This window comes from Streptomyces sp. NBC_01471, from assembly GCF_041438865.1.
Taxonomy (GTDB): Bacteria; Actinomycetota; Actinomycetes; order Streptomycetales; family Streptomycetaceae; genus Streptomyces.
In genome coordinates, this window is the sequence record NZ_CP109450.1 from 706,849 (window position 1) to 727,772 (window position 20,924).

Annotated in this window: 21 protein-coding genes; 6 read left to right on the forward strand and 15 right to left on the reverse strand. The window is 70.4% G+C overall.

Annotated elements, in window-relative coordinates; translation table 11 throughout:
- Position 1: 1 nt before the first annotated feature.
- Entirely contained in the window at positions 2 to 436 is a 435-nt protein-coding gene (locus OG285_RS03060; protein WP_356831724.1) for a roadblock/LC7 domain-containing protein, read from the reverse strand.
- Complete coding sequence (locus OG285_RS03065; RefSeq protein WP_371790083.1) at positions 426 to 2,105, reverse strand: ATP-binding protein; 1,680 nt, start codon at positions 2,103 to 2,105, stop codon at positions 426 to 428. Before OG285_RS03065 ends, OG285_RS03060 begins: the two co-directional genes overlap by 11 nt.
- Positions 2,106 to 2,593: 488 nt before the next feature.
- On the opposite strand from OG285_RS03065, the gene OG285_RS03070 reads away from it, so the two are divergent.
- On the forward strand, positions 2,594 to 3,868 hold the full coding sequence (locus OG285_RS03070; RefSeq protein WP_371790084.1) for a cytochrome P450: 1,275 nt from the start codon (positions 2,594 to 2,596) through the stop codon (positions 3,866 to 3,868).
- Positions 3,869 to 3,967: 99 nt separating this feature from the next.
- Here the strand turns inward: OG285_RS03070 and OG285_RS03075 are convergent, their stop codons facing one another.
- From OG285_RS03075 to OG285_RS03090, 4 genes are all read right to left on the reverse strand, one after another.
- Entirely contained in the window at positions 3,968 to 4,768 is an 801-nt protein-coding gene (locus tag OG285_RS03075; RefSeq protein ID WP_371790085.1) for a hypothetical protein, read from the reverse strand.
- 330 nt (positions 4,769 to 5,098) lie between these two features.
- Positions 5,099 to 6,298, reverse strand: a complete 1,200-nt coding sequence (locus OG285_RS03080; protein WP_371790086.1) for a serine hydrolase domain-containing protein — start codon at positions 6,296 to 6,298, stop codon at positions 5,099 to 5,101.
- 338 nt (positions 6,299 to 6,636) lie between these two features.
- Positions 6,637 to 6,846 (reverse strand): DUF397 domain-containing protein, encoded by a 210-nt coding sequence (locus tag OG285_RS03085; RefSeq protein WP_371790087.1) that lies wholly within the window; start codon positions 6,844 to 6,846, stop codon positions 6,637 to 6,639.
- Positions 6,828 to 7,670 (reverse strand): helix-turn-helix domain-containing protein, encoded by an 843-nt coding sequence (locus OG285_RS03090; RefSeq protein WP_371790088.1) that lies wholly within the window; start codon positions 7,668 to 7,670, stop codon positions 6,828 to 6,830. Before OG285_RS03090 ends, OG285_RS03085 begins: the two co-directional genes overlap by 19 nt.
- Positions 7,671 to 7,963: 293 nt before the next feature.
- Here OG285_RS03090 and OG285_RS03095 point away from each other — a divergent pair, with 293 nt between their 5' ends.
- From OG285_RS03095 to OG285_RS03110, 4 genes are all read left to right on the forward strand, one after another.
- On the forward strand, positions 7,964 to 8,248 hold the full coding sequence (locus OG285_RS03095) for a hypothetical protein (protein WP_356834209.1): 285 nt from the start codon (positions 7,964 to 7,966) through the stop codon (positions 8,246 to 8,248).
- Positions 8,249 to 8,337: 89 nt separating this feature from the next.
- Positions 8,338 to 8,529, forward strand: a complete 192-nt coding sequence (locus tag OG285_RS03100) for a hypothetical protein (RefSeq protein ID WP_356834434.1) — start codon at positions 8,338 to 8,340, stop codon at positions 8,527 to 8,529.
- Between the two features lie 124 nt (positions 8,530 to 8,653).
- On the forward strand, positions 8,654 to 9,169 hold the full coding sequence (locus tag OG285_RS03105; RefSeq protein ID WP_371790089.1) for a hypothetical protein: 516 nt from the start codon (positions 8,654 to 8,656) through the stop codon (positions 9,167 to 9,169).
- A complete protein-coding gene (locus OG285_RS03110; protein ID WP_356834213.1) occupies positions 9,166 to 9,528 on the forward strand; it encodes a transcriptional regulator in 363 nt (120 codons plus the stop codon). Before OG285_RS03105 ends, OG285_RS03110 begins: the two co-directional genes overlap by 4 nt.
- 149 nt (positions 9,529 to 9,677) lie before the next feature.
- Here OG285_RS03110 and OG285_RS03115 read toward each other — a convergent pair whose 3' ends face one another.
- Complete coding sequence (locus OG285_RS03115) at positions 9,678 to 10,874, reverse strand: MBL fold metallo-hydrolase (protein WP_356834215.1); 1,197 nt, start codon at positions 10,872 to 10,874, stop codon at positions 9,678 to 9,680.
- A gap of 141 nt (positions 10,875 to 11,015) precedes the next feature.
- Entirely contained in the window at positions 11,016 to 11,807 is a 792-nt protein-coding gene (locus OG285_RS03120; protein ID WP_371790090.1) for an SGNH/GDSL hydrolase family protein, read from the reverse strand.
- Between the two features lie 259 nt (positions 11,808 to 12,066).
- Between OG285_RS03120 and OG285_RS03125 the strand changes: the two genes are divergently transcribed.
- A complete protein-coding gene (locus tag OG285_RS03125; RefSeq protein ID WP_371790091.1) occupies positions 12,067 to 12,882 on the forward strand; it encodes a tyrosine-protein phosphatase in 816 nt (271 codons plus the stop codon).
- An 18-nt stretch (positions 12,883 to 12,900) separates the two neighbouring features.
- On the opposite strand, the gene OG285_RS03130 is transcribed toward OG285_RS03125, so the two are convergent.
- The 7 genes from OG285_RS03130 to shc form a co-directional block, all read right to left on the reverse strand.
- Positions 12,901 to 13,041 carry a DUF6126 family protein gene (locus tag OG285_RS03130; RefSeq protein ID WP_356834221.1) on the reverse strand — a complete coding sequence of 47 codons (141 nt, stop codon included), beginning with the start codon at positions 13,039 to 13,041 and terminating at the stop codon, positions 12,901 to 12,903.
- A gap of 49 nt (positions 13,042 to 13,090) precedes the next feature.
- Positions 13,091 to 13,657, reverse strand: coding sequence for an XRE family transcriptional regulator (locus OG285_RS03135; protein WP_356834223.1), 567 nt, complete (start codon positions 13,655 to 13,657; stop codon positions 13,091 to 13,093).
- 79 nt (positions 13,658 to 13,736) lie between these two features.
- Entirely contained in the window at positions 13,737 to 15,134 is a 1,398-nt protein-coding gene (locus OG285_RS03140) for an aspartate aminotransferase family protein (RefSeq protein WP_356834225.1), read from the reverse strand.
- The gene (gene dxs / locus OG285_RS03145; RefSeq protein WP_356834227.1) at positions 15,131 to 17,011 is read right to left on the reverse strand and encodes a 1-deoxy-D-xylulose-5-phosphate synthase; all 1,881 of its coding nucleotides are present in this window, start codon (positions 17,009 to 17,011) and stop codon (positions 15,131 to 15,133) included. Before dxs ends, OG285_RS03140 begins: the two co-directional genes overlap by 4 nt.
- Positions 17,012 to 17,197: 186 nt before the next feature.
- Positions 17,198 to 18,220 carry an adenosyl-hopene transferase HpnH gene (gene hpnH / locus OG285_RS03150; RefSeq protein WP_371790092.1) on the reverse strand — a complete coding sequence of 341 codons (1,023 nt, stop codon included), beginning with the start codon at positions 18,218 to 18,220 and terminating at the stop codon, positions 17,198 to 17,200.
- Positions 18,221 to 18,225: 5 nt separating this feature from the next.
- Positions 18,226 to 18,870, reverse strand: a complete 645-nt coding sequence (locus OG285_RS03155) for a 1-hydroxy-2-methyl-2-butenyl 4-diphosphate reductase (RefSeq protein ID WP_356834231.1) — start codon at positions 18,868 to 18,870, stop codon at positions 18,226 to 18,228.
- On the reverse strand, positions 18,870 to 20,888 hold the full coding sequence (gene shc, locus OG285_RS03160) for a squalene--hopene cyclase (protein WP_356834233.1): 2,019 nt from the start codon (positions 20,886 to 20,888) through the stop codon (positions 18,870 to 18,872). The genes OG285_RS03155 and shc overlap by 1 nt, the downstream gene beginning before the upstream one ends.
- Positions 20,889 to 20,924: the final 36 nt, after the last annotated feature.

Below are 20,924 nucleotides of genomic sequence, written 5' to 3' on the forward strand. Positions count from 1 at the left end.
TTCAGCGCCCCGTGGCGCTCGATGCGCCGACCCGGCTGCGGGCCGGTGTCACCAGATAGGGCCGCACGCTCTTCACCAGCATGGCCATCTCGTACCCGAGTACCGCAGCGTCCGTCTCACGCCCGGCCAGTACGGCGAGACAGGTGCCCGAACCGGCGGTGGAGACGAACAGCAGGGTGGAGTCCAGCTCGACCACCACCTGCCGGACCTCCCCGCTGTCGCCGAAGCGCGCTCCGGCGCTGCGGCCGAGCGAGTACAGGCCGGAGGCGAGGGCCGCCATGTGGTCGGCGCTGTCGGCGTCGAGGCCGTGCACGGACTTCACCAGCCCGTCGGCGGAGAGCAGGACGGCGTTGCGGGTGAATGGGACGCGCTGGACCAGGCCGCTCAGCAGCCAGTCGAGATCGGACACGTGCGAGGTCGGCGCTTCACTCGCCATGGTGCATCTCCTCCTTGGAGAAGTCGTTGGAGAAGTCGTCGGAGATGTCGTTGGAGATGTCGTCGTGGAAACCGTCGTCACGGTGCGGCGGCCGGCCGGTGTCCTGCCTCCGGGGCTGCGCCTCGGCGAGGCTGATGCCGCGCTGGAAGGCCGCCATCAGGCCCGGATCGTGGACGGCCGGGTGCTCCTCGTCCGTCCGGGGTGCGGGGACGTCCTTGAGCTGGGGCACCAGATTCTGCTGGCTCCGGCGCCGGGGCAGATCGGGCCGGTCCGCGGGGGTGAGCAGCGGACCGGGCCCGGTGTCGTACCGCGGGCTGTCGGTCAACGCTCCGGCGACCGGCGGTGGTCCGTAGTGGGCACCCGGGAGGGCCGCGGCAGGATTGGGCCGCTCGGCCTCCGGCTCCCGTACGGGCAGCGGCGGGGAGAGCGGCAGGTGAACCGATTCGGCCTCCGGCTCGGGCACGGGCGGCGCGGCCTGGTGGGCGTGCGAGTCGTGGTGGACGTGCGGCTCGTGGTGGACCTGCGGGACGTGGTGGGTCTGCGTGACCTGCGGAGCCTGGGGGGTACGTCCGGCCGCCGCCGTCTGGAGCCCCGTCTCGTCGGCGCCGAGCAGAGCCGCGGGCAGGACGAGTACGGCCTGCACTCCGCCGTAGATATTGGCCTGGAGCCGGACCGAGACGCCGTGTCGGCGGGCCAGGGCGGCGACGACGTACAGGCCGATCCGTCCGTCCTGGAGCAGATGGCCCACATTGACCTGGTCGGGCTCGGCGAGCAGGGCGTTCATCCGGTCCGTCTCGGTGACGGACATACCGAGGCCCCGGTCCTCGACCTCGACGGCGAGTCCGGCGGTGACGTGCTGGGCGCGCAGCAGGACCTGGGTGTGCGGGGCGGAGAACACCGTGGCGTTCTCGACCAGTTCCGCCAGCAGGTGGATGACGTCGGCGACGGCGTGACCGCGCAGTGTTCCGTCGACCGGCGGCACCAGTTTGACGCGCGGGTACTGCTCGACCTCCGCGACGGCGGAGCGCATCACCTCGGTGAGCGAGACCGGGTTGGACCACTGGCGCCGGGAGATCGCGCCGCCGAGCACCGCGAGGTTCTCCGCGTGCCGGCGGATCCGGGTGGCCAGGTGGTCGACCTGGAAGAGCCCCTTGAGCAGTTCGGGATCCTCGACCTGGTTCTCCAGCTCGTCGAGCAGCTGGATCTCCCGGTGCACCAGCGACTGGAGGCGCCGGGCGAGATTGACGAAGACCTCGACCTTCTGTTCGTCGACCGTGGTCACGGCGGGCCCCGCGATGCGCGCGGCCCGGACCACGGACTCCACGGCGGCCTCCTGCGCCCGGCTCATCTCCAGGGCGAGCAGGTCGAAGGCGTCGCCCCGGGACGGCCCGGTCGTACCGCCCCGTCCGCCGGGCGGCGCCTCCCCCCTGCTGAGCCGGTCGACCACGGTCCGCAGGTCGGCCTGGCCGCGCACGCTGGAGCGGCGGAGCGCGTTGCACCGGTCGAGCACGGTCCTGGTGATCCGGTCGGCGCCCAGCGCGGCGGCGGCCATGGCGGCCGCCGCGAGCGCGGCGCACCCGGCCAGCACCCCCCGCAGCGACGCCGAGGGGTGGACCCCGGCGGAGTGGATCGTGTACACCACGGCCGCGGTGCCGCTCAGCGCCGCCACGACGGTGGGAAGAATGGCGGTACGCAGAAGCTGAGGCCGTATGCGGGCCTCGGGCGTCGGCGGCACGGACCGCGAGCGGCGGGCGGACGGAGCCGGGGAAGGGCCCGGCCGAGAGGCAGGGCGGTTGCCCGTCCGGCCGTGCCGTCCGCCTTCCGGCCGGTCGTTCCGCGCTTCAGGTGCGCGAAGTTGAGACATCAGCTTCCTCGGTACGTGGGATACCAGGGCTCACCGACAGGGAATGCAACTCGCCTGACGCGTCTCCCTGTTGATCAGCAGCCACTCACAGTAGTCGCCACGCCGTGTCGCTCGACGTCTAGTTGCGGAACTTGAGCGCCGAGCGTCCCGCTCTGGTATGAGGGTTCGTACGCACGGACGAAAATTATGCTGCTGTCATGACGCGCCCCGACCGGCTTCCCCGATGTCACGGAGCCGGCCGGGCATCGGGGCTGCGGAACGCCCGCACATGGAGTCCGGGCAGTATTGCGCGCATGACGAATATCCGTTCACGTATGACCACCTGGCTGGGCCGCCGCTATCTGGCGAACATCCGCAAGAAGGGGTTCGACCTGTCCCAGGCGGCGCTGCTCCCCGAGGCGACCCTCATGCCGCTGCGGCGTACCGGCCTCGACCCGGTGGCCGACCTCGGCGAACTGCGGGACAGGGAACCGATCAGCAAGCTGTCCGTACCGCTCGGACTGAACGTGTGGCTGGTCACGGGGTACGAGGAGAGCAAGGCGGTACTGGGCCGCACGAAGGGCTTCAGTAACGACTTCACCAACCTGATAGGCAATGCCGGGGTCACCGGAGGCCAGCACCCCGGCGGCCTCGGATTCTCCGACCCGCCCGTCCACACCCGGCTGCGCCGCCTGCTGACGCCGGAGTTCACCATGCGCCGGCTCGCCAGGCTCACCCCGCGCATCCACGAGATCGTGGATGACCGGCTGGACGAGATGGCGCGGACACCGGGCCCGGTCGACCTCGTCCAGGCCTTCGCGCTGCCGATCCCCTCCCTCGTCATCTGCGAACTTCTCGGCGTCCCGTACGAGGACCGGGAGGACTTCCAGCGCCTGGGCACCACCCGCTTCGACCTCTTCGCCGGAGCCGACGCCTCGTTCGGCGCGATCTCCGAATCCCTCTCCTACCTCCGCGACATCGTCAAGAAGCAGCGCGAGAACCCGGGCGACGGCCTGCTCGGCATGCTGATCAAGCAGCACGGGGACTCCATAGACGACGAGGAGCTGACCGGTCTCGCCGACGGCGTGCTGACCGGCGGCCTGGAGACCACCGCCAGCATGCTCGCCCTGGGCACCCTGGTGCTCCTCCAGAACCCGGCCCACTTCGCGACCCTCCGCGACGACGAGACGGCCGTGAGCCCCTTCGTGGAGGAGCTGTTGCGCTATCTCACGGTGGTCCAGGTCGCCTTCCCGCGCTTCGCCCGCGAGGACATGGAGATAGCCGGTACCCGGATATCCGCCGGCGACGTGGTGCTGTGCTCCCTCAGCGGCGCCGACCGGGACGCGTCCCTGGGCCCGCACATGGACACCTTCGACCCCGCCCGGCCGTCCTCGTCCCATGTCGCCTTCGGCTACGGCATCCACCGCTGCATCGGCGCCGAACTCGCCCGTATGGAATTGTGCGCGGCCTACCCGGCCCTGCTGCGGCGCTTTCCGGACATGTCGCTGGCCGTACCGGCGGAGGAGCTCGCGTTCCGCAAGTACTCCGCCGTCTTCGGCGTCGACTCCCTGCCCGTACACCTGGGCTGACCGGCCGACGCGCGGCCCGGTCCCGCCGCAGCAGCAGGCAGAGCGGGACCGGCGACTCGGCCGGGACACGGGCACGGGGCGCGCTGCCTTGCCGGACGGTTACGAACGACCACCACGCGACAGGACGATCGACCAGAGGCTGCCGGGCTCCCGGTCACCGACGGGGGGTTCTCCGACTACGTACACCGAGGTCCCGGCCTCGGCCTCCCGGTACTCCGTGGCTCCCCTGCCGGAGGAGTCCACGACCTCCACCAGGCGACCACCACGCGCTTCCAATTCCACACGGAACGGATCGAACCAGACGCATTCGGAGAACGCCCCGAAGGCGTGTGTGAGCGGCGCCGGGACGACATCCTCCAGTCCACGTGCCAGGCGATGGATCTGGACCGAGGCCGTCACGGACTCCCAGACCCCCGAGTTCCGGATGAACGCGATTTCGATCAGCCCGTAATCCCGGCGCATGCGCGACTTCCGCACATCGTCCAGGAATTCTCCGCCGAGCTCCGCTTCCCACGCCTCCGGAGGTGCGCCCATCGGGATTCCGAGAACCGCGTTCCTCATCATGGCGTCAACGTAGAAGCCCATGTCCGACATCAGCCGCCTCCTTGGTGCGCCTGGTGCCGCCAGGTCGGAAACAGCCCGGAGACTGCCCTCACCTCGAACGCGCCGGCCATTCTCGATATCGATCCGCAGGGCGCTCAGCCGAGGCGGTGTCCTGGAATCATCGAGAACAACTACGTGAAGCCGATCCCCCGCCTTGGCAGGTTCCACGTCACTTGACCACCAGGAAGGATGCTTCGTCTGGTCGATGAAACCCTGCACTCCATCGATATCCACCACGGCGCCGACCATGCTGATTCCCAGCACCACGACGTCAAATTCCTGCTCGTTGCTGATCACGACGTCAGCCAATCTCCCCGGGCCGGGCGAACGCCACCATGCTGAGCCCCACCGAAAGTTGTTGCTCACGTGCCGGGACTCCGGTCCCGATCCGTAGACCTCGGCCGGGTTCCGTTCCAGCCGACCGCCCCTTTCTCCGCGTAAGCCCCTCATCCTGCAACGGCTTCGCCATCGACACAGCACCGACCCCGGGCCCTGGGTCCGGCCGGTGAGCTGGCCCACGCCCCGGGGTGAGGTCCGGCCCGATCCTCACTCAGTGCCGCCCTCGTGGCAACGCGCTTACCCAACAAGGGGGGTTGAGCAGCAGAGCGCCCCTGCCAGGAAGAGGCCCTACGGCGTGACGACCGCGCCGTCGTAGACGTTGCCCGGCGTGGCGACTGCCGTGATCGCGCGGGCGAGGAGGGTGGACGGCTCCTGGCCCTGACTGGTCGAGTCCGTGTTGATCATGATCACGAGGGTGGCCTTCTGCGAGGGCAGATAGACCGTCACGGTCTCGTATCCCGGGATTGAGCCGTTGTGCCCGATCCATCCGTTGGTCTCGAAGATGCCGAGGCCGTAGCTGGCGCCGGGGAAGCCGGTCGGCAGCGTCTTGAGGCGTTGCGCCTGGGTCTGCGGGCTGAGCAGTTTTCCGGTGGCGACGACGTCCGCCCAGCGGCGCAGGTCGTGCAGGTTCGAGATCATCGCCCCGGCGGCCCAGGCCCAGCTGGGGTTCCAGTCCGTGGCGTCGGCGACCGCTCCGCTCAGCGTCTGGTCGGTGTACCCGTGCGGATGCGGTTCGGGGAACTCGGCTCCGTGCGGGAACAGCGTGGAGTGCAGGCCCGCCGGGCGGAGCACCTCGTGATCGATGACGTCGGCGAGCCGGTGACCGGTGACCTTCTCGATCACCAGGCCGAGGAGGACCAGGTTGGTGTTCGAGTACTGGAACACCGATCCCGGTGCGGCGGTGTTCGCGTGCCGGAAGCCGTACGCGAGCACCTCGTGCGGAGTGAAGGAACGGTGCGGGTCGCTCAACAGGGCATGGGTGAAGTCCGCGTCGGAGGTGTACGGGAACAGGCCGCTGCGCATCTCGGCGAGTTGGCGGAGCGTGATCCGGTCGCCGTCCGGCACACCGTGGACGTAGCGGGAGATCGGGTCGTCCAGGCGGATCCGGTGGTCGTCCACGAGCTGGAGAAGCGCGGTGACGGTGAAGGTCTTGGTCTCGCTGCCGATCCGCACGAAGGGGTCGACGGTCATCGGCTCGCCGGTGACGGTGTCGGCGACACCGGTCGCGCGGACGTAGCTTCCCCTGCCCGGCATCCACAGGCCGACGGCGACACCGGGAACGCCCGCCTGTCGCCGGGCGTCCTCGATCGCCTTGTCGAGCCGGGCGGTCAGCGCGGGGCCGAGACCACCGGCAGGGCGCTGGTCCGCCTCGTGCCGGTCGGCGGTCGCCGCATGGACGGTCATGGCGGGAGCCGCCGTCATCGGGATCAGGACGGATGCCGCGAACAGCGTCGTGGCGAGCAACCGGCGTCGGGGAGTACGTCGCATGCCGTGGTACCTCTTCCGGCCAGGGGCTCGAACGGTCACAGCACCACTGGGGCCCACGGCGCGGGCCCGTCTTCGAACGTGTTCCGGCGAATCCACCCATGCGGAGCCGCCCGCCCGGCACGCAGCCGCCGCGATCCACCAGCCCGCCCTGGCGCACGCCGCCGACCACGCGTTCCTCCATGCCGTGCGCGTCGGTGCGGTCCGGTGGGTGGCGGCCGGGAGCCCCGGCGGCGCCGGGCCATCCGGCTGGAGAGGTGGCCCGAACACGACGGCGCGGCCCCCGCTGACCGTTTTCCGGCCGGCGGGAGCCGCATCGATGGCTCAGGGTGCGCCCGCGCTCAGGCGCTCAACTCGCCCTCGCACAGAGCGGATACGAAGGACGACCAACCGTGCGCCGCGAACGTGACGACGGGGCCGTCCGGGTACTTGCTGTCGCGTACGGGGACGATGGCGGCGAAGTCATCGGAGACCTCGACGCACGCGCCACCGTCCTGATTGCTGTAGCTGCTCTTGCGCCACGTAACGGCATTCAGGTCGACGATTCGCACGAAACTTCCTCCAACAGGCGCAGGATGTACTTGCGCGACTCTGAGGGGGACATCGCCAGGTCGCGCACCGAATCGTACGCCTTCTGAAGGCGCACAACCGGCGCACTTTCCTCGATGAGTTCGCCCCGGTACCCGTTCTCGGTGTAGACCACCGTCCGGCCTTCCGGCAGAAGCAAATACCACACATCGAAGCCCATCAGCGCGTGCAGACCGGCGCTTTGGGGCAGCACATGAATGGTGATGTTGTCCCGCTCCGCCGCCTCCGCCAGATACTCCAACTGCGCCCGCCACTCCCCTGCACCGAGCAGCGGCGTGCGCAGTGCAGCCTCGGAGAGGATCGTTCGGAATGTCGGCGCCTCGTCTGTCGTCAGCAGGTCACGGCGCCCCATCCGTGCCTTGACCTGCTGCTCCAGTTCGTCTCCCTTGAGGCCGCCTGCCGCCAGAACCTCGCGCGCGTAGGCCGGAGTCTGAAGCAGCCCCGGCAGCACGCTCACCGCGAAGTGCCACAGACTCACTGCATCCGCCTCCAGGGCCATGTACTGCCGGTACCGCTCCCGGAACTGCGTACGGTCCCCCGTCGCCAGCTCCCAGAGGGCGAGCAGCATCCCCTGCGTCCCGAAGAACTGGTCGAGCGCCTGGACCACTTCGGGCCCGCCCAGCGTCTCACCCTTCTCCATCTTGCCGAACAGCGAGTAGTCCCAGCCCAGTCGGTCGCCGAGCTGTCGCAGGCTGAGGCCGTGCTGGGCGCGCAGTTTCCGTAACTCCTCCGCGAATCGCTGGCGCGGCTCCTTGCTGCGGCTGGTGACGAGGCGTCGTTGCGGCATGGCGCTCCTTCCAGGGCGCTCCGGCCCGCCCGGAATTCGCCCCCGTACCGGTACACATACACGCGTGGCCGTCCGTCCCTCGCATTCCGTGTGGAAGGTGTGGAACGTCCACGGACCGCGGGGGAACAGGAACGCGCCATCGCCGCACGCCGGTCCGCTCGGGCGTCATTCTCGTAACACCCCCACTACGCACCGTAATTCACGGCTGGTGGGCCCGGCAGCGAAACCGCACAACCATCCGGACCCGGCCCCACGCCGCTCCTCCGGACACCGACCGCAAGGAGACCCCAGCCATGTCCACGCGTCCCCCGCTCCCCCGCCGCGCCCCCCACCGGCCTTCCGCCGACAGTCCGAAAGTCCAGGAGGCGCTCGACGCGCGTGACGCGCTCGCCGAGGCTCTGACCGGTGCCGGGATCCAGCTCCCCGCCATGGACGTACGCACGCCCTGGTTCGAGGCCGGGGCTGAACACGACGAGGCCCCGACGAGTACCCGGTACGCGCTCGTGTACCTCGGGGTGTGTTCCGCGCCGGTCGCACTCGCCCTGGCCGCCGTCGTCGCGAAGGGCGCGGGCCGGTGAGCGACACCCGGCAGCCGGAGCCGGACACCGCACTCCCCCGCCCCGGAACGGCCGTCCGCGACAACGCGGCCAACCGCGTCGGCATCGTCATGGGGCACGAGGGACCGTGGCTCCAGCTCCGGCCGCTGGGCGGCGGGCGCGAGTGGGACGCCGACCCGGCCCGCGTACGCCCGGTCGGCCCGGCCGAACTGCTGCAGGCCCGCGTCGCCGAGGCCAACGCCCTCAGCCGCTCGAACCGGCCGGCCGGCCCGCCCGCCGCCCCGGACGCGATGCCCCAGTGACGGAACGCCGTGGTCCCCGAGCAGTCGCGATCGGCTCAGGCAAGCACTTTCCATGCTGGAAAGTATGTGGCACGATGGCAAGCGTCAGCCCGATCGTGTGTCCTCAGAAAGGTCCGGTGTGATCATGCCGCCGCAGGAGAACGAGTCCGTACGCCTCAAGACCGAGGCAGGCTCGGCGGAGTACGCCGCGGGCGCCCTGCGGGACGTACGGACGGCCCAGGAGCAGGCCCGCCTCAGGGCGGGTCTTGTCCCGGCGTGGTACGGACCGGCCGCGGCGGTGGCCTTGACAGTGCCGACCGGCGTCCGGGTCTGGAGCCACGGAAGGGGCGGTCAGGCCACGCTGATCGGGCTCGTGGTGTCGCTCCTGGGGCTCGCCCTCGCTGTCGTGCTCGCCCGGGCCGCGCGGAGGGGAGCCGGGGTCCTGGTCGCCCGGTCCTGGCCCGCGCGTCTGTGGCGGAGCAGGGTCGCGCTCCCGGTCGTGTTGATGGCGGGCGCCCTCGCCGGAGGGCTGTGCTGGGTGCTCGGCGGGGGCCAGGGCGCAGCCCAGCTCACGGCGTTCGGCATCTTCGGCCTCGGAGTGTGGGCCGTGTGCGTGGCCCGCAACACGGCGATCAGGCGGACCCTGGCGGAGCCGGCGTGACAGGCACTCGGCCGGAGCAGGGAGGGCCGGACCTGGACGAGACGATCCAGCATCCGACCCGGCTGACCGTCGCCGCTTTCCTCTCCGCGTGCGACGAGGCCGAGTTCGCCGCCGTACGCGACGGCTGCCAGGTGTCGGACTCGGTCCTCAGCAAGACCGCTTCCGCACTGGAGGCCGCCGGATATCTGGACATCCGCAAGGGCCACGTCGGCAAGCGCCCCCGGACCTGGCTGTCCCTCTCCCCCGTGGGCCGGCAGGCGTTGGACGACCACCTCACCGCGCTCCAGAACATCGTGGCCGCGGCCCGGCAGACCGGCGCCCGGGAGCAGGCCGGACAGAGCACCGGGCAGAGCGACTGAGCGGGCTGGGCGACGCGCGCGCCGGGGGCGCGGGTGTGCGGTGGGCATCGCGGCGGCCTCCAGTTCACGGCGCGGCGGCCGGAAGGCCGTTCCCCGGCCAACTGCCGTACCGCGCCTCCCCCTTCGGTGGTGGAGACGCGGTATCGCGCTCAGCTGTGCTGTTCCTCCGCGAGGCCGACACCGCTCCGGCCCGCCGGAGGAGTGGTGTCCGGTTTCCCGGCGCCGCGCCACGGGTGGGCGATCGGTGGGGACACCGCCCGCCACCACGGCTCGGACGGGAGCTTGCCCGAAGGCTCGAAGGGTTCACCGGCCCGCGGCAGCGCCACCGCCTGCCCGGCCTCCCCCGCGGCGTCCCGGGTCCACTCGCCGGGCTCCGCCCACGGGTGCGGGGCGAGATTGAAGGTGCCCCAGTGGATGGGGAGCAGCACGCCACCGGGCTTCCCGCCCTGGAGGTCCAGATGTGCCCGCACGCCTTCGGCCGGCGTCATGTGGATGTCGGGCCAGTACTCCGAGTACGCGCCGATCTGGATCATCGTGGCGTCGAAGGGGCCGTGCCCGGCGCCGATGTCCACGAAGCCGGGGAAGTACCCGGTGTCGCCGCTGTGGTAGATCCGGTGCTCGGGTCCCACGACGGCCCAGGACGCCCAGAGGGTGTGCTGCTGGTTGCGCAACCCGCGGCCGCAGAAGTGCCTGGCCGGGGTGGCGGTGAGCCGGATGCCGCCCACCTCGGCGGTCTCGTTCCAGTCCAGCTCGCGCAGCCGGGCGGCGGGTACGCCCCATCGCTCCAGGTGGGCGCCCACACCGAGCGGTACGGCGAAGACCGTGTCGGTCCCCGCGAGGGCCTTGATGGTGGGGAGGTCCAGGTGGTCGTAGTGGTCGTGCGAGATCACCACGACGTCGACGGGCCCCAGAGCCGCGAGCGGCAGCGGCACGGGGTGCAGCCGCTTGGGCCCCGCGAACGAGAACGGTGAGCAGCGCTGCCCCCAGACCGGGTCGAACAGCACCCGCCGCCCGTCGATCTCGGCGAGGACGGTGGAGTGCCCCATCCAGGTGAGCCGCAGCCCCGAGGCCGGCGGCTTCGCGAGGTCGGCGACGGTGGTGGCGTGGACGGGGACGGTGCCCTCGGGGAACCTGAGGACCCGCTCCTCCTTGCGGAAGTAGACCTTCGCGAACTCGGCCATGGAGCCGGACGGCCGGGTCCTGGCGCCCAGCGGGTTCTGGAACTCTCCGTCGGCGAAGTTCGGCGAGCGGCGGATACGCGCCATCCGCTCTCCGGCCGGGTCCGCACCGAAGCCCTCCGGCCGCAGCGCGCGGAGCCGGGGCGGCAGGGAACGGGAAGCGGGCACGAGGACCTCCAGGTGTGCGGTGTCGATCCATTATGTGCGGCGGGCACGACGGCTCGGGGAACGGCCCCGTGAACGGTCCCCGGCGCCACCGCGGCACGGATCTGTCGCGCCGGATCCGTGCCGGGGGCCTGCGGGCTCGCGTCAGAGCGGCAGCAGGTCGGGGCGCTTGGCCCCGACGTGGTCGCCGGAGGACTCCCCGCGGAGCCTGCGGCCTATCCACGGCACCAGGTGTTCGCGGGCCCATTGGATGTTGTCGCGCCGCACCGCCGCCGAGCCGCGCGGCGGCTCCGGGGGCCACGGCTGGTCCGGGTCGGCGGGGACGTCGAGGCCCAGCACCTGCGCGGCCCGCAGCGCGACGCGTGTGTGGCCCTCGGGCGACAGATGCAGCCGGTCGGCGTCCCAGGCGCGCCGGTCCTGGACGGTCTTGAGCGACCAGAGGTCGAGCACCGGGGCGTGGTGCCGTGCGGCGATGACCCGGACGTGCTCGTTGTACGTGGCGATCTTGCCGCGCAGATGGCGCAGGACCGGGACACCCCGGGTGTCGAACCCGGTGGTCACCATGACGGTGCCGACCGAGCCGGTCAGATCGGCGAGCGCCCGCTCGAAGCGCTCGGCCGCGTCGTCCGGGTCGGAGCCCGGCCGGATGATGTCGTTGCCGCCCGCCGAGAAACTGACCAGGTCGGGGGCGAGCTCCTTGGCCCGCGGGACCTGCTCGTCGACGATCTGGTCGAGGAGCCGTCCGCGTACCGCGAGGTTCGCGTATCGGAAGGTGTGTTCGGGGACGCGGTCGTCCAGGAGTACGGCGAGCCGGTCGGCCCAGCCCACGAAGGTCCCGTCGGGGCCGGGGTCCCCGACGCCCTCGGTGAAGCTGTCGCCGATCGCCGCGTACGACCCGATGATGTCTCTGTTCTTGATTGCCGAATCGTCTGCCACAACGGCCAATCCTGCACCTCACGATGTGACCTACGCGACCGTATATACGGGGTGACAGGCCGTGAGAAAGACCACCTGGTCAGTTTGTCTAAAGGCGGAATAAGGAGCGCCCTCCCGCTTCTCCGGGGCACGATGCCTGCATGACGCACGGATGTCGTATCGTCGGAAATCCAGGGCCGTTACGACACGGCCGGACCGCCAGGTCCACCACGCGCCGACGGCGGCGAACCACGACGCCGGCAGGACACCGAGGAGCCCCGTGACGCAGCAACTTCCGCAGGTCCCGTCGGCAGAACCCGAGCTGGCCGGGGTGCGCAACTTCCGCGACGTGGGCGGACTGCCGACCGTGGACGGCCGACGGGTACGCCAGGGAAGGCTGTTCCGCAGCGGTCACCTCGCGCACGCCACCGCCGAGGACGCCGCCTTCCTGTCCTCGCTGGGGCTGCACACGATCTTCGACTTCCGCAACGCCGCCGACGTGTCCCTGGACGGACGGGACGTCGAGCTGACGGGCGTCCGCAATGTCAACATCCCCCTGACGGACCCGGCGGACGGTTCCGAGTTCTGGCGAATGGTGCGCGACGGCGATCTGGACAAGCTGCGGCGGGTCCTCTCCGACGACCGGGCCGCGGGCCGGATGGCCGACTCGTACCGGTCGATCATCACGACCAGGACCGCCGAGCACAGCCGGGTGCTGCACGACCTCGCCGAGGACAGCGTGCCGGCCCTGATGCACTGTGCGGCGGGCAAGGACCGGGCGGGACTCTCGATAGCGGTGACGCTGCTCGCGGTGGGCGTGGAGCGCGACGCCGTCGAGGCGGACTACCTCAAGTCGAACGATCCCCGCAGGCGCTACCTGGTCAAGCGCAGCGACGAGTCGGCCGGCGCGCACTCCGACGAGGTCATGCGGCTGCTGAGCCCGCTCTTCGAGGCCCGCGCCGAATACCTGGAGACCGCTTTCACCGCCATCGACGAGACCTGGGGTACCACCGACCGCTATCTCACCGAGGGCCTGAAGCTCACCCCGGAGACGCGCGAGAAGCTGCGCGCCCGGCTGCTCGAAGACGCCTCCTGAGCGACTGCCGGGACAGGGCTACTGCTGACCGCCGAGCGTGAACAGCAGATAGACGAACCCGGCGAAGAGGTGCCCCGCCACCAGGTAGGCGACGAGCCGGATGACGAGTCCCCGGGGAAACTTCTTCTCCTCGTGCGTGTCTTCGGGTGTTTCCGGCATGGCGGGCCTCTCGTCGGATCGGGTCTCGGGCGGGGGGAGAGAATCAGGGTCAGTGCAGGCCGGGGCTCTGCAGCAGGGTGTGCACGAAGAGCAGCTCGGTCCCGGCCCGGGTCGCGGCGGCGATCCGGTGCGGGGTGAGCGAGTCGAAGTGGGCACTGTCCCCGGGGTCGAGGTCGTGCGCCGCGTCGCCGAGGGTCAGCCGCAGCTTCCCGCTGAGGACGTACAGCCACTCCTCGCCGGGATGGACCCGGACCAGCTCGCCCTGCGCCCCGTACGGCACCTGCACCCGCAGGGCCTGCATCGCCCGGCCCGGGGAGCCCGCCGTGTGGTACGTCCAGCCGTCGGCCTCGACGGAGTCCCGGCGGTCGCCCCGGATGACGGGGTCGCGCTCGGGCGGCACCTCGCCGAGCAGCTCGGAGACCGACGTACCGTAGATGCGGGCCAGCGACAGCAGCATGGGCAGCGACGGCTGCCGGGCTCCGGTCTCCAGGCGGGAGAGGTGCGCCGGGGAGAGGCCGGCCCTGCGGGCCGCGGCCTCCAGCGTGAGCCGCCCGCGCCGGCGCAGTTCGCGCAGGCGCGGGGCGACATCGGGCAGATCCTCTGCGGGGGTGCTCATACACCCCATTGGGACAGCGGAATGCCTCAGAGGCAAATTTTTTGCCTCTGAGGCAAAAGCTCAAGTCCGGTCAGGGCTCTCAGCGGTTGGCGACCGCCTGCTTCACCAGGGTCCGCCCGAAGTCCCACATGAGTCCGCCGCCACCGTGCGCGTCGTCCATCACCGCGGTGAACGCCTCGACGAAACGGTCCACATCCGCCTCACCGATGACCAGTGGCGGAATCAGCTTGATCACTTCCAGGTGGTCCCCGGAGACCTGGGTGAGGATGCGGTGCTTCTGGAGCAGCGGTACGACGACCATCTGCGCGAAGAGCCCCTTGCGGGCCGCCTGGAGCATGGTCCACCGGCTGCGGAGCTTCAACGACGTGGGGCGGCCGAACTCGATGCCGATCATCAGCCCCCGGCCGCGTACGTCGTGCAGCAGTTCGTACCGGGGGATGAGCGCGGCCAGCCGGGACTTCAGCAGCTCGCCGGTCGCGCGGGCGTGGGCGACGGTCTCCTCGTCCTCCATGACCGAGAGCACGGCGAGCCCGGCGGCCATGGCCTGGGCGTTGGAGCCGAAGCTGGCCGAGTGGACGAGCACCCGGTCCATGGACGAGTAGACCTTCTTGAAGATCCAGTCCTTGCCCAGGGTCGCGCTGACCGGCACGTAGCCGCCCGAGAGCGACTTGGCCACACAGACCAGGTCCGGTTCGACGCCCTCCTCGTGCTGGTAGGCGTAGAAGTCGCCGGTCCTGCCGAGTCCCGTCTGCACCTCGTCGGCGATCAGCAGCGCCTTGTACCGGTGCAGCAGGTCCTGGGCCGCGCGCAGGAAGCCGGGCGGGGACTCCAGGACGCCCTTGCCCTGGATCGGCTCGACGACGAAGCCCGCCACGTCGCCGCGCTTCAACTCGCGTTCCAGCGCGGCCAGATCGCCCATCCCGATGGCCGTGTCGGGCAGCAGCGGTGCGAAGCCGTCGCGGAAGCCGTCCTCGCCGTTGACCGAGAGCGAGCCGGTCGTCAGCCCGTGGAAGGCGTGCGAGCAGTACAGGATCCTGGGCTTCCCGGTGGCATACCTGGCGAACTTCAGTGCCGTCTCGACGGCTTCCGTACCGCTGTTGCCGAAGAACACCCGGTCCAGGTGCGGCGAGTGCGCCAGCAGCTTCTCGGCGAGCAGTCCGGGCAGCGGCTGGCAGTCGAAGCGGGTCAGGTCGGCCAGTGAGGCGTCCAGGACGTCGTGCAGCGCCTTGCGGACGACCGGATGGTGCCGGCCGAGCCCCATGACCCCGAAGCCCGCGAGCATGTCGAGGTAGTCGTTGCCGTCCGCGTCCCAGAAGTGGGCGCCCTCGGCGCGCTCGTAGACGTTGTCGAAGCCGATGGTGTGCAGCATCCTCGGCAGCTGGTGGTTCAGGTACCGGGTGTGCAGCTCGTAGCGCTCGGCACCTCGCTCGGCGAGCAGGGTCGTCAGATCGAAACCCTTGGGTGCGCCTTCCGTCATTCCGTCTTCTCCTTGGCTTTCAGGGCGGCGCTGATCCGTCCTGCGATCTCGACGGGCGTGAGCCCGATGTCGGCCAGCACTTCGGCTCGTTTGGCGTGCGGGAGGAACTGCTCGGGGATTCCGAAGGTCCGCAGCGGTACGTCGACCCCGGCGTCGCGCAGGGCCTGGCCGACCGCCGAACCCACGCCGCCGCTGCGGCTGTTGTCCTCGGCGACCGCGACCAGCCGGTGTGCGGCGGCGAGCCCCGGGAGTTCGGCGTCCACGGGTTTGACCCAGCGCGGGTCGACGACGGTGCAGCCGATGCCGCGTCCTTCGAGGAGTTCGGCCGCGTGCAGGCAGACCGGGGCGAGCACTCCGACGGCGACCAGCAGTACCTGGGGCCGGTCGGCCCGGTGCAGTACGTCCATGCCGCCGACCCGGTCGACCGACGGGACCGGCTCGCCCACCGCTTCCTTGGGGAAGCGCAGTACGGTCGGCGCGTCGTCCACGTCGACCGCCTCCCGCAGCTGGGCGCGGAGCTGGTCGGCGTCCCGCGGCGCGGCTATGCGCAGTCCCGGTACGGCCTGCAGGACGGACATGTCCCACATGCCGTTGTGCGAGGGGCCGTCGACCCCGGTGACCCCGGCCCGGTCGAGGACGAACGTCACCCCGCACCGGTGCAGGGCCACGTCCATCAGAAGCTGGTCGAGGGCCCGGTTGAGAAAGGTCGCGTACACGGCGACCACCGGATGCAGCCCACCGGTGGCGAGCCCGGCGGCGGACACCGCGGCGTGCTGTTCGGCGATCCCGACGTCCCAGACCCGGTCGGGGAAGCGCTCGGCGAACTCGGTGAGGCCGACCGGGTGCAGCATCGCCGCCGTGATGGCGACGACATCGGGCCGCTCGGCACCGATCGCGGCGATCTCGGCGCCGAACACCGAGGTCCAGGAGGGTCCGCCGGGCGGAGCGAGGGGTGCGCAGGTCAGCGGGTCCATGACACTGACGGTGTGGAAGCGGTCGGCCTCGTCCTCCAGCGCGGGCCGGTAGCCGCGTCCCTTCTCGGTGAGGCAGTGCACGAGCACCGGCCCGTGGAAGCGCTTGGCGCGGTTCAGTGCCGACTGCAGGGCCGCCAGGTCGTGGCCGTCGACCGGGCCGACGTACTTGAGCCCCAGGTCCTCGAACATGCCCTGCGGTGCGAAGGCGTCCTTGAACCCCTTCTTCGCGCCGTGCAGCGACTCGTACAGCGGCTGTCCCAGGACGGGCGTCGACTGGAGGACCTCCTTGCCCCAGGCGAGGGCCCGCTCGTAGCCGTCGGTCGTACGGAGGGTGGCGAAGTGGTTGGCCAGGCCGCCGGTCGTCGGGCCGTACGAGCGCCCGTTGTCGTTGACGATGATGATCAGCGGGCGGTCCCTGGCGGCGGCGATGTTGTTGAGCGCCTCCCAGGCCATGCCGCCGGTGAGTGCGCCGTCGCCGATCACGGCGACCACGTGGCCGGTCCGGCCGAGCACCTCGTTGGCCTTGGCCAGCCCGTCGGCCCAGCCCAGCACCGTCGAGGCGTGCGAGTTCTCGATGACGTCGTGCTCGGACTCCTCGCGGGACGGGTAGCCGGAGAGGCCGCCCTTGCTGCGCAGTTTGGAGAAGTCCTGCCGGCCGGTGAGCAGCTTGTGCACATAACTCTGGTGGCCGGTGTCCCACAGGATGCGGTCGACGGGTGAGTCGAAGACCCGGTGCAGTGCGACGGCGAGTTCGACCACCCCCAGGTTCGGCCCCAGGTGTCCGCCGGTCCTGGCCACCGCCTGGATCAGGAACTCCCTTATTTCTACGGCCAGTTCACCGAGTTCCGCCTCGGCGAGCGCCTTCAGGTCGTGCGGTCCCCGGATATTCTCCAAGATCGACACGCTCAGGCCCCCTCTCGGATTCGTATCGCTCACACACCCGGTGCAGTCGGTGACGGAGCCTGCGCCCGCGCCACCGACGGCACCGGAACCGGCGCGTACGCGCCGACGGCCGCCGGCCCGACCTGGGCAGGTCGGGCCGGCGGCTCGGGGAGCCCGGGTGCGACGGGCTCTCCTGCGACCGTCACGTCACCCGCGGTTTCCTGACACGGTCTCGCGTGCGGCGCGAATGGTCTCCTTGAGGGAGCCCATCGTGGCGAGTACGGCAGTCGGCTCGTAACCGCAGTGCGCCATGCAGTTGGCGCAGCGGTCGTCCTTGCCCCGGCCGTACTTGTCCCAGTCGGTCTTCTCGACCAGCTCCTTGTACGTGGGGACATACCCGTCGTTCATCAGATAGCAGGGTCGCTGCCAGCCGAAGAGCGAGTAGTTGGGAATGGCCCACGCGGTGCAGGGGAAGTCCACCTTGCCTTCCAGGAAGTCCAGGAAGAGCGGCGAGTGGTTCAGGCGCCAGCGGCGCCTGTTGCCGCCCGCGAAGGACTTCTTGAAAAGCTCCCGGGTCTGTTCGACCCCCAGGAAGTGCTCCTGGTCCGGGGCCTTCTCGTAGGCGTAGGCGGGCGAGATCATCATCTCGTCCACCTCCAGGTCGTCATTGAGGTAGTTGAGCACCTCGATGATGTTCTGGGGGGTGTCGGTGTTGAAGAACGTGGAGTTGGTCGTGACGCGGAAACCGCGCCGCTTCGCCTCCTTGATGGCCTCCACGGCCTCGTCGAACACTCCCTCCTTCGCCACCGACTCGTCGTGCCGCTCGCGCAGCCCGTCGATGTGCACGGTGAACGCGAAGTAGGGCGACGGTGTGAACTTTTCCATCTTCTTGCGCATCAGCATCGCGTTGGTGCAGAGGAAGACATATTTCTTCTTCGCCACCAGCTGGCGCACGATTTCATGGATCTGCGGGTGCATGAGGGGCTCACCACCCGCGATGGAAACCATCGGAGCACCCGATTCAAGGACGGCCCCCACTGCCTGCGCCACCGGCATGCGCTGCTTGAGCACTCCCGCCGGGTGCTGGATCTTCCCGCAGCCCTCACATGCGAGGTTGCACGCGAAGAGCGGCTCCAGCTCCACGATCAACGGGAACTTCTCACGCTTGCGGAGCTTCTGTTCGAAGAGATACGTCCCGACCCTGATGGTCTGACGGAGCGGCATGGCCATCTAGCTCACCTCCTGGGGAGCAGCAAAGAACGGTGCCATTCATAGAAAGCTGGTAGGACGGCACGGAGTACGCGGAAGGCCGATATTCCACCGCGTACCGTCCCAATACGGACGAGTTCATGTTCTGGAGCGTCCACGACCACTCGTACGGCCGCAACCGGGCGGGGCCCGGTCCGTACGGCGCTCCAGAGCGTCGCCGAGGATTCCATGTCCACGGCGATCGCCCCTGTGGCACGCAGCTCGGCCCTTTCGTGGCCGCGTACAACATGGTCTGACCCGGTCAGCGGACCGGTGTGCACAGTACGCCCGGGCAGGGCGGCGGCGAGCGCCTTCGCGAGCACCTCGGTGCCCACGCAGGCTGTGGCGCCCCTGCTGTCCCTGGTCTCATCGGCGACGATCACGTCACCCGGATGCATTCCGGGTGCGAGACCGGCGCAGAAACCGGACGCGATCACGGCGGACTCCCGCGAGGGGAGCTCGCCGAGTGTGCGGGTGACGGCGTACGCGGCCGCCTCGGGTCCCATGCCCGTACGGAGTACGGTCACCGGGCCCGGTGCGCCGCCGCGGCCGGCGCCCGTGCGCAGGGCGAACCGCTCGATGCCGAGCGCGCAGGCGATCAGCAGCGGAGCGCTGTCCGGGGCCTCTGCCATCAGCTCCCCTGCCGGGTTCCGGAGAAGGGCTCACCGTGGACGTACCGTCCCAGCGCGGTCAGCGGGAAGACCTGCCGGTAGAGGTTGTAGTTGATCGAGAAGTCCCAGGGGAAGCCGGTACCGGTGAAGTACGGCTCGTCCCAGGCGCCGTCCTGGCGCTGCGTCTCGGCGAGCCAGGTGACTCCCCGTTCCACGGCCTTGTTCTCCCGCTCCCCCGCCGCGAGCAGCGCGAGCAGCGCCCAGGCGGTCTGGGAGGGGGTCGAAGCGCCGTGCCCGATCCACGCCTCCTCCTTGTACGAGCGCAGGTCCTCGCCCCAGCCGCCGTCCTCGTTCTGTACGGACTCCAGCCAGGTGACCGCACGGCGGATCGCCGGGTGGGAGACGGGCAGCCCGGCCGCGGTGAGGGCCGGGACCACCGACCCGGTGCCGTAGATGTAGTTGACGCCCCAGCGCCCGAACCAGGCACCGGTCGCCTCCTGTTCGGCGAGCAGCCACTCGACGCCGCGCCGGGTGCGCGGGTCGTGCGCCTTGCCCTCGACGGCGAGCATCTCCACGACATGGCCGGTGACGTCGGCCGACGGCGGGTCGATGACCTCGCCGAAGTCGCAGAACGGCAGCCGGTTGGGGAACGGGCTGGTGTTGTCGGCGTCGAAGGCGCCCCAGCCGCCGTCCTTGGACTGCATGCCGAGGTTCCAGCGCACGCCGCGTGCGATGGCCCCTTCCAGCCGTGCCCGGTCCGGCACCCGGACCCGGCGCAGTGCGAGGGCGACCTCGGCGGTGTCGTCGATGTCGGGGTAGTTGTCGTTGTGGAACTCGAAGGCCCAGCCGCCGGGGGCGAGTCCGGGGCGGCGCACCGACCAGTCGCCGGGGCGGTCGATCTCCTCGGCGAGCATCCACTCGGCGGCCCTGACGAGCGCCGGGTGGTCGGGGCTCAGGCCCGCGTCGGCCAGCGCGATCGTGGCCAGACAGGTGTCCCACACCGGGGACTGGCAGGCCTCGATCATGCGGGCGCCGTCCGCGCGCCAGATGGCGAACCGGTCCAGCGACTCCAGGCCCGCCCGCATCACGGGGTGGTCGATGTCGTAGCCGAGCAGGTGGAGGGCGATGACCGAGTACACGGCGGGCGGCTGGATGCCGCCCCAGCAGCCGTCGTTCTCCTGCCGCTCGATGATCCAGCGGGCTGCCGCGTTCATGGCCACCTTGCGGAGTCTTCGCGGGGCGACCTTGTGGTAGATGTGCAGCGCCCGGTCGAGGTGCTGGAAGGCTCCGTCCCAACTGACCAGCGGGGCCGGGCGCTTGGCCGGATTCGGATCGGCCGGGTCGGTGTGCAGTTCGTCGAGCGCGAAGGGGGCCGGGCGGACCGGGCGCTTCGCGGAGACGACGGTCAGCGGCACGATGGTCTGCCGGGCCCAGCAGCCGAAATCGTAGATGTTGAGCGGGAACCACTTGGGCAGGAAAATCATCTCAGGTGGTAGCTCGGGGAGGTCGTCCCATTTCCACCATCCGAAGAGAGCGAGCCAGATCCTGGTGAACACCCGGCTCGCCGCCACGCCTCCGTGGGCGCGGATCCAGGCGGACGCGAGTGCCATGTGCGGGGCGTCGGGGTCGTCCCCGGCGAGCCGCAGCGCCACGTACGCCTCGATGGTCGTGGAGAGTTCGCCGGGGCCCTCGAAGAACGTGGCCCAGGTGCCGTCCGCGCGCTGCTCGCCGCGGATGAACTGTCCGGCGGCCCGCGTGGTGCGCTCGTCCTGGATTCCGAGGAACTGCCGCAGCAGCAGGTCCTCGGCGTCCATGGTTACGTTCGTCTCCAGGTCGCCCTTCCACCAGCCCTGGGCGTCCTGGGTTCCCAGCAGATAGTCGACCGAACGCCCTGCGGCCCGCTCCGCGGCGTCCCGCACCGGGTGCCCGGCAAGGATCGTGTCGGTGGTTTCCGTGGATTCGGTTGTTTCAGCTGTTCCGGTTGCCGAGGCTGCGCGGGGCTCCATGGCTCCGGGGCTTCCGTCGGTCGTCGCTGTCATGGCTTCCCCTTCGTGCAGTGCTTCCTCTGCTGTGCT

Bases quoted from the DNA above. Each gene is read 5' to 3' on its own strand.
- OG285_RS03105 (WP_371790089.1), top strand. From the start codon at position 8,654: ATGCCGCCGCAGGAGAACGAGTCCGTACGCCTCAAGACCGAGGCAGGC.
- OG285_RS03095 (WP_356834209.1), top strand. From the start codon at position 7,964: ATGTCCACGCGTCCCCCGCTCCCCCGCCGCGCCCCCCACCGGCCTTCC.
- OG285_RS03080 (WP_371790086.1), bottom strand. From the start codon at position 6,298: ATGCGACGTACTCCCCGACGCCGGTTGCTCGCCACGACGCTGTTCGCG.
- hpnH (WP_371790092.1), bottom strand. From the start codon at position 18,220: ATGGCCATGCCGCTCCGTCAGACCATCAGGGTCGGGACGTATCTCTTC.
- OG285_RS03140 (WP_356834225.1), bottom strand. From the start codon at position 15,134: ATGACGGAAGGCGCACCCAAGGGTTTCGATCTGACGACCCTGCTCGCC.
- OG285_RS03060 (WP_356831724.1), bottom strand. From the start codon at position 436: ATGGCGAGTGAAGCGCCGACCTCGCACGTGTCCGATCTCGACTGGCTG.
- OG285_RS03100 (WP_356834434.1), top strand. From the start codon at position 8,338: ATGGGGCACGAGGGACCGTGGCTCCAGCTCCGGCCGCTGGGCGGCGGG.
- OG285_RS03135 (WP_356834223.1), bottom strand. From the start codon at position 13,657: ATGAGCACCCCCGCAGAGGATCTGCCCGATGTCGCCCCGCGCCTGCGC.
- OG285_RS03155 (WP_356834231.1), bottom strand. From the start codon at position 18,870: ATGGCAGAGGCCCCGGACAGCGCTCCGCTGCTGATCGCCTGCGCGCTC.
- OG285_RS03090 (WP_371790088.1), bottom strand. From the start codon at position 7,670: ATGCCGCAACGACGCCTCGTCACCAGCCGCAGCAAGGAGCCGCGCCAG.
- OG285_RS03070 (WP_371790084.1), top strand. From the start codon at position 2,594: ATGACGAATATCCGTTCACGTATGACCACCTGGCTGGGCCGCCGCTAT.
- OG285_RS03130 (WP_356834221.1), bottom strand. From the start codon at position 13,041: ATGCCGGAAACACCCGAAGACACGCACGAGGAGAAGAAGTTTCCCCGG.
- shc (WP_356834233.1), bottom strand. From the start codon at position 20,888: ATGACAGCGACGACCGACGGAAGCCCCGGAGCCATGGAGCCCCGCGCA.